At 65.1% G+C, this 11,497-nt stretch carries 12 protein-coding genes; 3 read left to right on the top strand and 9 right to left on the bottom strand.

Translation table 11 applies throughout. The features are described from left to right. Positions 1-99: 99 nt before the first annotated feature. From F6X61_RS01545 to feaR, 3 genes are all read left to right on the top strand, one after another. Complete coding sequence (locus F6X61_RS01545) at positions 100-1,599, top strand: APC family permease (RefSeq protein ID WP_153785081.1); 1,500 nt, start codon at positions 100-102, stop codon at positions 1,597-1,599. Continuing rightward, the gene (locus F6X61_RS01540) at positions 1,580-2,161 is read left to right on the top strand and encodes a DUF3156 family protein (protein WP_153785080.1); all 582 of its coding nucleotides are present in this window, start codon (positions 1,580-1,582) and stop codon (positions 2,159-2,161) included. Before F6X61_RS01545 ends, F6X61_RS01540 begins: the two co-directional genes overlap by 20 nt. Positions 2,162-2,326: 165 nt before the next feature. Then, positions 2,327-3,292, top strand: coding sequence for a transcriptional regulator FeaR (gene feaR / locus F6X61_RS01535; RefSeq protein ID WP_153785079.1), 966 nt, complete (start codon positions 2,327-2,329; stop codon positions 3,290-3,292). Between the two features lie 84 nt (positions 3,293-3,376). Here the strand turns inward: feaR and F6X61_RS01530 are convergent, their stop codons facing one another. From F6X61_RS01530 to F6X61_RS01490, 9 genes are all read right to left on the bottom strand, one after another. Then, on the bottom strand, positions 3,377-3,742 hold the full coding sequence (locus F6X61_RS01530; protein ID WP_153785078.1) for a cupin domain-containing protein: 366 nt from the start codon (positions 3,740-3,742) through the stop codon (positions 3,377-3,379). A gap of 29 nt (positions 3,743-3,771) precedes the next feature. Beyond that, the gene (locus F6X61_RS01525) at positions 3,772-5,070 is read right to left on the bottom strand and encodes an FAD-binding oxidoreductase (RefSeq protein ID WP_153785077.1); all 1,299 of its coding nucleotides are present in this window, start codon (positions 5,068-5,070) and stop codon (positions 3,772-3,774) included. Positions 5,071-5,384: 314 nt separating this feature from the next. After that, on the bottom strand, positions 5,385-6,188 hold the full coding sequence (hpaI, locus tag F6X61_RS01520) for a 4-hydroxy-2-oxoheptanedioate aldolase (protein ID WP_153785076.1): 804 nt from the start codon (positions 6,186-6,188) through the stop codon (positions 5,385-5,387). A gap of 9 nt (positions 6,189-6,197) precedes the next feature. After that, positions 6,198-7,001 (bottom strand): 2-oxo-hept-4-ene-1,7-dioate hydratase, encoded by an 804-nt coding sequence (gene hpaH / locus F6X61_RS01515; protein WP_153785075.1) that lies wholly within the window; start codon positions 6,999-7,001, stop codon positions 6,198-6,200. A gap of 8 nt (positions 7,002-7,009) precedes the next feature. Beyond that, positions 7,010-7,420, bottom strand: coding sequence for a 5-carboxymethyl-2-hydroxymuconate isomerase (locus F6X61_RS01510; protein ID WP_153785074.1), 411 nt, complete (start codon positions 7,418-7,420; stop codon positions 7,010-7,012). A gap of 10 nt (positions 7,421-7,430) precedes the next feature. Next, entirely contained in the window at positions 7,431-8,354 is a 924-nt protein-coding gene (gene hpaD / locus F6X61_RS01505; protein WP_153785073.1) for a 3,4-dihydroxyphenylacetate 2,3-dioxygenase, read from the bottom strand. 91 nt (positions 8,355-8,445) lie between these two features. Then, complete coding sequence (gene hpaE / locus F6X61_RS01500) at positions 8,446-9,906, bottom strand: 5-carboxymethyl-2-hydroxymuconate semialdehyde dehydrogenase (RefSeq protein WP_153785072.1); 1,461 nt, start codon at positions 9,904-9,906, stop codon at positions 8,446-8,448. A gap of 2 nt (positions 9,907-9,908) precedes the next feature. Further along, on the bottom strand, positions 9,909-10,679 hold the full coding sequence (locus tag F6X61_RS01495; RefSeq protein WP_153785071.1) for a fumarylacetoacetate hydrolase family protein: 771 nt from the start codon (positions 10,677-10,679) through the stop codon (positions 9,909-9,911). Then, the gene (locus F6X61_RS01490) at positions 10,676-11,350 is read right to left on the bottom strand and encodes a fumarylacetoacetate hydrolase family protein (RefSeq protein WP_153785070.1); all 675 of its coding nucleotides are present in this window, start codon (positions 11,348-11,350) and stop codon (positions 10,676-10,678) included. The genes F6X61_RS01495 and F6X61_RS01490 overlap by 4 nt, the downstream gene beginning before the upstream one ends. Positions 11,351-11,497 lie beyond the last annotated feature (147 nt).

Below are 11,497 nucleotides of genomic sequence, written 5' to 3'. Positions count from 1 at the left end.
TGGATGCCGAACACCTTTACCGAACTCGCGGCGATCGCCAGCACTTGCGGCGCGCCCGGCAAGCCGTCATCTTTCCCTCGTCCAGCCAGGGCCCACCCCATGACAATCAACAATAAGCTCACCGAGCACCTCAACCGCGGCAGCGTCGGCTTCCCCACCGCGCTGGCCAGCACCGTCGGCCTGATCATGGCCAGCCCCGTGATCCTCACCGCCACCATGGGCTTCGGCATCGGCGGCAGCGCCTTCGCCGTGGCCATGGTGATTGCGGCCGTGATGATGCTCGCGCAGTCGACCACCTTCGCCGAAGCGGCAGCGATCCTGCCAACCACCGGCTCCGTATACGACTACATCAACTGCGGCCTGGGCCGTTTCTTCGCCATCACCGGCACTTTGTCGGCCTACCTGATCGTGCATGTGTTCGCCGGCACCGCCGAGACCATCCTTTCTGGGGTGATGGCACTGGTGAACTTCGAGCACCTCAACACCCTTGCCGAATCTGCCGGCGGCTCCTGGCTGCTGGGGGTGGGCTTCGTGCTCGCGTTCGGCGTGCTCAACGCGTTTGGCGTCAGTGCCTTCGGCCGCGCCGAGGTGGTGCTGACCTTCGGCATGTGGACCACGCTGATGGTGTTCGGCGTGCTCGGCTTGCTGGCCGCGCCGGCGGTGCAGCTGGAAGGGCCGTTCGGTGTCTCGATGGTCGGCACCGACCTGATGACCGTCCTCTCGCTGGTGGGCATGGCCATGTTCATGTTCGTCGGCTGCGAGTTCGTCACCCCGCTGGCCCCGGAACTGCGCCGTTCGGCCTGGGTAATGCCCAAGGCCATGGCCCTGGGCCTGTTCGGCGTGGCCAGCTGCATGTTCATCTACGGCGCGGCGATGAAGCGCCAGGTGGAGAACGTGCTGCTCGACGCCGCCAGCGGCGTGCACTTGCTGGACACGCCCATGGCCATCCCGCGCTTCGCCGAGCAGGTGATGGGCGATATCGGCCCGGTGTGGCTGGGCGTTGGCTTCCTGTTCGCCGGTGCGGCCACCATCAACACGCTGATGGCCGGTGTGCCGCGGATCCTTTACGGCATGGCCGTGGATGGGGCGTTGCCCAAGGTGTTCAGCTACCTGCACCCGCGCTTCAAGACGCCGCTGCTGTGCATCCTGGTGGTGGCGTTGATCCCGTGCCTGCACGCCTGGTACCTGGGCGGCAACACCGACAACATCCTGCACCTGGTGCTGGCGGCGGTGTGCGCCTGGAGCACGGCCTACCTGCTGGTGACGCTGTCGGTGGTGATCCTGCGCATTCGCCGGCCGGACCTGCCGCGCGCCTATCGCTCGCCGCTGTTCCCGCTGCCGCAGATCGTCTCCAGCATCGGCATCTTGCTGGGCATGTGGTTCATCACCCCGCCGGGCATGAACCCCGCCGATGTGTATGTGCCGTTTGCCGTGATGCTGGGCGCTACGGCGGCCTACGCGCTGTTCTGGACGCTTTGCGTGCAGAAGGTCAACCCGTTCAAGCCAGCGCGGGTCGAGGATGTGCTGGAGAAGGAATTCGGTGCCGAGCCCGGCCACTTCCACAACGAGCAGGTGCAGCATGTCGGCAAGCTGGCTTGAGCGCCTGACCGGCCCCTGCGCCCCGACCGGCTACCGGCCCGGGGCGACCCTGGCGCGACTGCAGCGCAACATCGGTTTGACGGATTTACAATCCGGAGGAGGCCCGCTCACCTTTACCTACCGGCAGGATGGCCCGGTGATTGAAGTGCGTGAGCGTACCGAAAGCCACCTGCTGATGCACCTGGTGATGTGCGAGTTCAGCCTGCGGTTGCCTGCCTCCGGACAGGGCACGGTGCAGATGGACATGCATCACAGCGGGGCATTGCGCCGTACCGGCCTGGCCTGTCGCCAGCGGGGCGGTGACAAGGCTTTGTTCGACCTGCTGCAGGCGCGTATCGCCGGCGACAGTGCCCTGCAGGTTGCACTGATGCCGCTGGACTTCAAGCGCCTGAGCATTGGCTGCGAGGGTGGCCAGTGGCAGGTCACCCTGGAGCATATGGGGGCCAGTGAAGTGGTCAACCGGGTGCCTGCGTTCCGCCGCTACATCCCGCTTAGCGCTGATCAGCGCGGGCATCTCTGGCAGGCCTTCGAGGCGCTGCAGCGTATCCTTAGCGAGTATTGAAAGCAGGGGCGCTGTGCGCCCCAGCATTCTAACCCCCTGCGCAAACCCTGAACCCCTTGGCATGGAACCTGCTCGCTACACCGGCGAACAGATGACAGTTGTGCGTCAATGGATAACATGTTAACAATTGACCCATAACAACAATGCCCGCGTGTGGAGGTTGCCATGCCCCAGCCCGTTTCCCACTGCAGCACCCAGCCCGAAATCGACGGCCTGGACCGTTGGACCGCCGCCATGCAACAAGTGTGTGGGCGTTTCCAGACCGAGCTGGCGTTCAACCGAGCGCTGTTCATCGGTGAAATCGCCACCTTCAATCGCGCAGGCCTGGCCCTGGCCAACCTGCGCACCAATGCCGGCAATATCCGCCGTTTCGGCGACAACCCCGACCGTGACGACGACCAGCACTGTTTCCTGGTCAGCCAGCGCATGGGCTATTCGCGGATCACCCAGGGCGGCGTGAGCCTGCAATTGTCACCCGGCGATCTGCTGTTGATGGACTCGGTCGGCCCGTGCGAGATCACGCCGTTCGGGCTGATCGAGCACGTCTCGCTGTCGCTGTCCCGCGAGCAGGTGCGCAAGCACGTGACCGGGCAGGGCGCCGCCTTCGGCAAGATCTCCTCGACCAACGCTTGCGGGCGCATGCTGCATTTGCTGATGGACCAGCTGTGCCGCGAAGAGGAAGACGCAGGCGGTGCGCAAGGCGATGCCCTGCAGTCGGCTTTCATTTCCCTGCTGGAGCCCGGTTTCGAGCGTGGCGAGCACAATGGCGTAGCGCCGGGCGGTGTGGGTGGCAGCAACCTGCGCGGTTATGTGCAGAAGGTCATCGACGAGTCGCTGGGGCAGCCTGGGCTGACGCCGGCCAACCTGGCCGAGCGCCTGAGCATTTCGGTGCGGCATCTGTACCGGGTGTTCGAGGAGGAGGGTGACAGTGTCTGCCGCTATATCCAGCGTTCACGGCTGAAGCGTAGTGCGGATGACTTGTCCAACCCATTCCTTAAGCGCGAGTCGATTACCTCGATCGCGTTCAAGTGGGGGTTCACCGATTCGGCGCATTTCAGCCGGGCGTTCAAGAAGCAGTTCGAGCAGTCGCCGAAGGACTTTCGGGCGATGGCCCTGATGGCCGGGCGTTAGGGCAAAAAGATCGCGGGGCAAGCCCGCTCCCACGCCAAACGTCGATATTGGCGTGGGAGCGGGCTTGCCCCGCGATGCGGTGGATCAGGCGACGGCGAGGTAATGCTTTACGAAAGTCTCGCTCAACACTTCCCACAACACCGGCGTGCCCTTGCTCACGAACCAGGCATCGCCTGCCTTGTAACGGGTCACCTGCCCGGTGGATTCATCGGTCAGCTGGATCTCCCCAGTCACGATCACGGCCTGTTCACTGAAGGGGTAGACCATGCGGAACTTGCCCTGGGTGGTACCGAAGTAAGCGCTGCTGACCGGGTCGGTCGGCGCGCCATGGGTCATCTTGCCGTAGCACTTGACCTCGCCTTCGAGGATGGTCGAGCCCAGATCGGCAACGGTGCCCCAGGCATCGAGTTCGGACAGTTGCACACCTTGGCGGACGGCGGTAAGGGTCATGGTGGTTCTCCTGGTCAGTTCAAAAAGGATCAACGGCGGCCGTTGAAGAAGCCCGACAGCTGATGCACGGTCTTGCCGGCGGTCAGCAGCAGCGGGCGAATGTGGTCCTTGCCGAGGATGCGCGCGTGCTTGACCGAGCTGATCAGCTCGTAGCGGCTGGAGCCTTCGCTCATGCCTTCGGCGAGGATCTTGCAAATGATGTGGCTGGGGGTGACGCCAAAGCCCGAATAGCCCTGCACGTAGAAGGCGTTGGGGCGGTTGCTCAGGGTGCCGAGCTGCGGGAACAGGTTGGCGCTGGTGGCCATCGGGCCGCCCCAGGCGAGGTCGATGCGCACGTCCTTGAGGTACGGGAAAATCTTCAGCATCAGGTTGCGGTTCCACGCCTTGAGGTCTTTCGGGATGTGCTCCACGAAAGGCGTGGCGGCGCCGAACAGCAGGCGGTTTTCGCGGGTGACGCGGTAGTAGTCGATCACCGGGCGGATATCGCTGTAGGCGCCGCGGATCGGGCTGATGCGCTGGATCAGCTCATCCGACAGCGGTTCGGTCATCAGCTGGAAGGCGTAGGTGTTGACGGTGCGGGCGTGCAGCTCGGGTTCGAGTTTGTTGAGGAAGCTGTCGCAGGCCCACAGCAGTTTGCTGGCCTTGACCGAGCCACGGCCGGTACGCACGGTGATGCGCTCGCCGTAGTGCACTTCCAGCGCCGGGCTGTGCTCGAAAATCCGCGCGCCATGGCCCACCAGGGCCTGGGCCTCGCCGAGCAGCAGGTTGAGCGAATGCACGTGGCCGCCGCCCATGTGCAGCAGGGCGCTGCTGTAGGCGTCGGAGCCGATGATCTGCTTGACTTCGGAGCCGCCGAGGAAGCGGATCTCGTCCTTGCCGTTGATCGCCTTGAAGTCTTTCTCCCAGGCGCGCAGGGTCTTTTCCTGGCGGGCGTTGAAGCCCATGTAGCCGTAGCCGTGGCAGAAATCGGCGTCGATGGCGTAGCGGGCGATGCGGTCCTTGATGATGCCGGCGCCCAGCTCGCTGATCTCGAAGATCTCGCGCAGGCCCTGTTCGCCGACGCTGCTCTTGATCTTTTCCAGATCGTGGCCGATGCCGGCCATGATCTGCCCGCCGTTGCGCCCGGTGCCGCCGAAGCCGAGGTAGCGGGCTTCGAGCACGACGACGTTGGTGATGCCTTTCTCGGCCAGTTCAAGGGCCGTGTTGATGCCCGAGAAACCGCCGCCGATCACCACCACATCGGCTTCGATGTCGGCTTCGAGGGTGGGGAAGCTGAGGTTGTATTTTTTGGTCGCGGTGTAATAGGTGGGCGTTTCGATGTTGATCATGGCGCAGCCTGGACAGTTGGAATTGTTAGGAAGCAGGGCTTGCACAAGCGCTGGCTGTGGCAGCTATTGGGCACCTAACGCGCGGTAGGTGTCTTGCCTGAGTGTGCCAGGGATTTGATTGTGTGTGACGGGGGGATGTGTATGGCGAAAGGGTTGCAGCGCTCGATCTGATAGGCACAGCACATCTATCGGCGAACGCTTTTGCACTGATGCCTGCTTAGCCTGGTTGGGCCCTATCGCGGGGCAAGCCCGCTCCCACGGGATCGCGTGGGAGCGGCGGTTCGCCGCTGCGACTTGCCCCGCGATTGCGATCGTCAGTAAACCCCGCCCTGGACAGGCGTGCTCACCACACCTTCCTTGAATACTCCCGCCAGCCGCTGCAACCCGCGCATCAATACGGTGGTATCCACCCCCACGGCAACAAACGCCGCCCCCAGCTCGATATAGCGCCGTGCCAATGCCTCGTCGGCACTGAGAATCCCCGCCGCCTTGCCGGCCCGGCCAATCCGCACGATGGCCTCTTCGATAGCCGCCTGCACTTCGGGGTGCCCCGGGTTGCCCCGGTGCCCCATGGCCGCGCTCAGGTCCGCCGGCCCGATGAACACCCCATCCACACCTTCAACGGCACAGATTTCGTCCAGGTTCGCCAACCCCTCGCGGTTTTCGATCTGCACCAGCAGGCATACCTGCTCGTCGGCCAGGTCCAGGTAACCGGGGATGCTGTTCCAGCGCGAAGCCCGGGCCAGCGCACTGCCCACACCGCGCACACCGTACGGCGGGTAGCGCACCGCACGCACCAGCTGGCGAGCCTGCTCGGCGCTTTCGACCATGGGCACCAGCAAGGTCTGGGCACCGATATCGAGCAACTGCTTGATCAGCGCAGTGTCGCCGACCACCGGCCGCACCACCGGCTGGCCGGGGTAAGGCGCCACGGCCTGCAACTGGCCGAGCAGGCTGCGCAGGTCGTTGGGCGCGTGTTCGCCGTCGAGCAGCAGCCAGTCGAAACCGGCGTTGGCCGCCAGCTCAGCGCAATACGGGTCGGCCAGGCCGAGCCACAGGCCGATCTGCGCCTGGCCGCTGCGCAGGCGTTGCTTGAAGGTGTTGATGGGCATGTCCATGGGCGGTCCTCAGACGAAACGGCAGGCAATCGAGCCGAGCTGGTCGTAGTCGACATGGAAGGTGTCACCGGGGCGGGCCGCTACCGGGCGGGTGAAGGAGCCACCGAGGATGATCTGCCCGGCCTCGAGGCCCACGTCATAGGCGGCCAGTTTGTTGGCCAGCCAGGCAACGCCCTTGGCCGGGTGGTTGAGCACGGCGGCAGACACCCCGGATTCTTCGATCACGCCGTTGCGGTAGAGCACCGCCGGCACCTTGCGCAGGTCGATGTCGCCGGGGCGCACGGCGCGCCCACCCATGACCACGCCGGCATTGGCGGCGTTGTCGGAGATGGTGTCGAACACCTTGCGGGTGGCGCCGCTGTGCGGGTCGACCTGCTGGATGCGCGCGTCGATGATTTCCAGTGCCGGGATCACCCACTCGGTGGCGTCGAGCACATCGAACAGGGTGACGTTGGGGCCCTTGAGCGGCTTGCCGAGGATGAATGCCAGCTCCACCTCGACCCGCGGCACGATGAAACGCTCGAAGGGGATGTCGCTGCCTTCGTCGAACAGCATGTCGTCGAGCAGCGCACCGAAATCCGGCTCGGTGATGTTCGAGGAAACCTGCATGGCCCGTGAAGTCAGGCCGATCTTGTGGCCGACCAGTTTGCGACCACTGGCGATTTTTTGCGCGACCCAGGCGCGCTGGATGGCGTAGGCGTCCTCGATGCTGATCGAAGGGTGCTCCAGGGAGAACTGTCCAACCTGTTCGCGGCTGCGTTCAGCCTGATCGAGGCGGGCGGCGGCTTGCTGGATGATGTGGGCGTCGAGCATTGAAAACCTCAGGAATTCCGGTTGAACAGGGGGTGCAGGCTGCTGTGCTTGGCGTCGTACACCTGGGCCTGGCTTTCGTCGATCTGCAGGGTCACGCCGACTGGACGTTGCGCCAGCAGCGGGTCGAGGTGGTGGCGCAGCACGGCCAGCAGGTTCTCGCCGACCTGCTGGTGCACCGTGGCGCTGCGCCCGCTGCCCATGCGCAGATTGGCGTAGACGAAGCCGTAGGCTCCCTGGCCGTCGGCGATCGCCGCGTGGGCGGCAGGGTAGGCCAGCACCCGGGTGCCGCCGGTGGGGAACACCTGGCGGGCGTTTTCGTCGCGTTGATCGAGCATGCAGTCGGCCAGGGCGCGGCACAGGCCGGGCATGTCGGCGTCGGCTTCGATGTCCGGGCTGTAGAGCAGGACCAGATGGGGCATGGCGCGCTCCTTACAGGCGGCTGGTGGAGGTGACGCCGGCCGGGTTGGAGGCCTGGGCGGCGGGGATGGTGCTGCCATCCTGCGGGGTGACCGGGAAGATCGCGTTGATCTGGCCGGTGCCGGACGAGCCGAAGTAGGGCGTTACCACTTCGGCCTTGCCGTCGTATTTCGACCAGCCCAGGGCACCGAGCAGCATGGCGGTGTCGTGCATGAAGCCTTCGCCGTGGCCCTTGACCGCGTACTCCGGCAGCATCGCGCAGAAGTCGGCCCAGTCGCCGTCCTGCCACATCTGCACCACGCGATGGTCGAGGGTTTCCAGGAACGGGCTCCACACCTTGGTGGCAAAGTCCGGGGCCTGGCCGTTCTGGGCGAAACGGTGGGACAGCGAGCCGCTGGCGAGGAAGGCCACGGTGCCGTCGTAGTGCTCCTCGACCGCCTTGCGCATGGCCCAGCCCAGGCGGGCGCTGTCGTTGAGGTAGTGCGAGGTGCACAGCGCCGAGACCGAGACCACCTTGAAGTGCTGGTCGGTGTTCATGTAGCGCATCGGCACCAGGGTGCCGTATTCCGGGGCGAGGGTGGTGGCGTCGTGGGCCATGGTTTCCACGCCCAGGCGGTTGCATTCCTCGGCCAGGATGCGCCCGAGTTCCGGGTTGCCGGGGAAGCCGTAGTTCATGTTGGCGATGAAGTGCGGCAGTTCGTTGCTGGTGTACAGGCCTTCGAAGTGCGGTGCGCAGTTGATGTGGTAGTTGGCGTTGACCAGCCAGTGGGTGTCGAACACCACCAGGGTGTCGACGCCCAGCGCGCGGCAGCGACGGCCGATTTCCAGATGGCCGTCGATGGCCGCTTGGCGAAAGCCCTGGCGCGGGCCGGGCAGTTCGGACAGGTACATCGAGGGTACATGGGTGATCTTGGCGGCGAGAGCGAGTTTGCCCATGGGAATCTCCTGTGATTGTTGTTGTGGCCGCATCGCGGGGCAAGCCCGCTCCCACGCGATCTCGTGGGAGCGGGCTCGCCCCGCGATGGCGTCAGACGCCCCAGCGCGGAATGTGGTGGCTGCCCATGGAAATACACACGTTCTTGATCTCGGCAAACACCTCGAAGCTGTACTGTCCCCCTTCGCGGCCAGTCCCGGAACCCTTCACCCCACCAAACGGCTGACGCAGGTCACGCACGTTCTGGCTGTTGATGAACACCATTCCGGCCTCGATACCCCGGGCCAGACGATGCGCCTTGCCGATGTCCTGGGTCCAGATGTACGAGGCCAGGCCGTATTCGGTGTCGTTGGCCAGCTGCAGCGCCTCGGCCTCGTCCTTGAACGGGATCAGGCACACCACCGGGCCGAAGATCTCTTCCTGGGCAATGCGCATGCGGTTGTTCACATCGGCGAACACCGTAGGCTGGATGAACTGCCCCTTGGCCAGGTGCGACGGCAGGCCCGCCGGGCGCTCCAGGCCACCGGCCACCAGGCGTGCGCCTTCCTCGATGCCGATGCGAATGTAGCCGGTGACCTTGTCGTAGTGCTGCTGGGTGATCATCGAGCCGACCTGGGTTTTCGGGTCGGTCGGGTCGCCGACGATCAGGCGCCGGGCACGGGCGGCGAACTCGCTGACGAAGCGCGGGTACACGCTCTCCTGGATGAAGATGCGACTGCCGGCGGTGCAGCGCTCGCCGTTGAGCGAAAAGATGGTGAACAGCGCGGCATCCAGGGCACGGTCCAGGTCGGCGTCTTCGAAGATCAGCACCGGCGACTTGCCGCCCAGCTCCATCGAGTACTTTTTAAGCCCCGCGGTCTGCATGATCTTCTTGCCGGTGGCGGTGCCGCCGGTGAAGGAGATGGCGCGCACGTCCGGGTGGCGCACCAGGGCATCGCCGGCGGTAGCGCCGTAGCCCTGGATCACGTTGAGCACACCGTTGGGGATACCGGCCTCGACCGCCAGGCGGCCCAGCTCGTTGGCGGTCAGCGGCGACAGCTCGCTCATCTTCAACACCGCCGTGTTGCCAAGCGCCAGGCATGGCGCGGTCTTCCAGGTGGCGGTCATGAACGGCACGTTCCACGGCGACACCAGCCCGCACACGCCCACCGGCTGGTACAGGGTGTAGTTGAGCATCTGGTCGTCGACCGGGTAGGTGTGGCCGTCCATGCGCGTGCACACTTCGGCGAAGAAGTCGAAGTTGTGCGAGGCGCGGGGGATCAGCACGTTGCGGGTCTGGTGGATCGGCAGACCGGTGTCGAGGGTTTCCAGCTCGGCCAGTTGCGGCACGTTCTGGTCGATCAGCTCGCCGAGGCGGCGCATCAGCCGGGCGCGCTCCTTGGCCGGGGTGTTGGCCCATTTCGGGAAGGCCTCTTTCGCCGCGGCCACGGCCTGGGCGACTTCCTCGGCGCCGCCGCTGGCCACTTCGCCGATGGCTTCACCGGTGGCTGGGTTGTAGTTGATGAAGGTGTCACGGCTCTCGACTTCGCGGCCGTTGATCCAGTGCTTGATCATGCTCATGCCTCTTGGGTTTTACGGGAGAAGAACTCGGCTTCGCTGACGATACGGTTGACCAGGCGGCCGACGCCTTGCACTTCCACCACCACTTCATCGCCTGGCACCACGTCGGCCAGACCTTCCGGCGTGCCGGTGGCGATCATGTCGCCGGGCTGCAGGGTCATGAAGCTGGAGAAGTATTCGATCAGGTAGGGGATGTCGAAGATCATGTCGGCGGTGGTGCCTTGCTGTTTCAGCTCGCCGTTGATCCAGGTGCGCAACGTCAGGTTCGACGGGTCCGGCACATCGGCGGCGTCGACGATCCACGGGCCGACCGGGGTGGTGGCGTCGCGGTTCTTCACCCGCAGGTTGGGCCGGTAGTAGTTCTCCAGGTAGTCGCGGATGGCGTAGTCGTTGCACACCGTGTAGCCGGCCAGGTAGGCGAGGGCGTCCTCGCGCTTGACGTTGCGCGCCGGCTTGCCGATCACCGCCACCAGCTCGCACTCGTAATGCATGTACTTGACGTTGTCCGGGCGCCAGGTGACCTGGTCGTGGCCGGTATAGGTGCCGGGCGACTTGATGAACGCCAGCGGCTCGGTGGGCGGCTTGAAGGCCAGCTCGGCGGCGTGGTCGGCGTAGTTCAGGCCCAGGGCGAACATGCTGCCGGTGGCCGGTGGCAACCAGGTCACCTGGTCTTGATGGACCAGGCGGCCATCGGCCAGGCGCAGGTGGTCATCTTCGACCGTGACGGCGTGAACCTGGCCGTCGAACTGGATACGGGCGTGCTTCATGGGGCGAGTCCTTGTTCGGCGACGATGGAGTTGGTCAGCTGGCCGAGGCCGTCGATCTCGACGGTCACGCGGTCACCGGGCAGCACATCGACGCGGCCTTCCGGGGTGCCGGTAATCAGTACATCGCCAGCATGCAGGGTCATGAACTCGCTGATTTCGGCAATCAACCGGGCCACGCTGCGCACGCAGTTGGCGGTGTTGTTGTGCTGGCGCAGTTCACCGTTGACCCACAGGCGGATGCCCAGCGCGTCGGGGTTGCCCACCTGCGCCGCCGGTACCAGCTCCGGCCCCAGCGGGCAGAAGCCGTCGCGGCACTTGGCCTTGACGGCCGGGCGGTAATAGCTGTCTTCGGGCAGGCTGAACTCGTTGACGATGGTGTAGCCGGCCACGTGCTCGAGGGCGTTTTCGACGGTTACCCGGCTGGCGTCCTTGCCGATTACCACCCCTAGCGCCGGGCCGGGCTGCAGGCGCTCGACTCCCGCAGGGTAGGTAACTGCCTGGGCATGGCCATTGCGGGTGTTGGGGGTCTTGATGAACAGCACCGGCTTGACCGGCGGCTGCTGGTACGGCGCTTCATGGAAGGACGCCAGGTGCTGCTGCAGCAGGCCCTGGTAGTTCAGGGCAACGCCGAACAGGCTGCCGGTGGCGACCTCGTGCAAGGCACGGCTCATGCTTTTCTCCTGCGGAAGGCGAAGCGCCCGGGGACGCTTCATTGCGTTTTTGTTAATGTGTTAACGTTATAATTAAGATGTTAACGATCGTCAAGGCATTCCCCGCTCGCCGGGCAGTGCTACGATGCATCGCCCGGCCTGTTCCAC

The organism is Pseudomonas sp. EMN2 (assembly GCF_009650555.1).
GTDB classification, from domain to species: Bacteria; Pseudomonadota; Gammaproteobacteria; order Pseudomonadales; family Pseudomonadaceae; genus Aquipseudomonas; species Aquipseudomonas sichuanensis.
The sequence above is the reverse complement of the archived record's forward strand: the minus strand, read 5'-3'. Positions and strand labels throughout refer to the sequence as shown.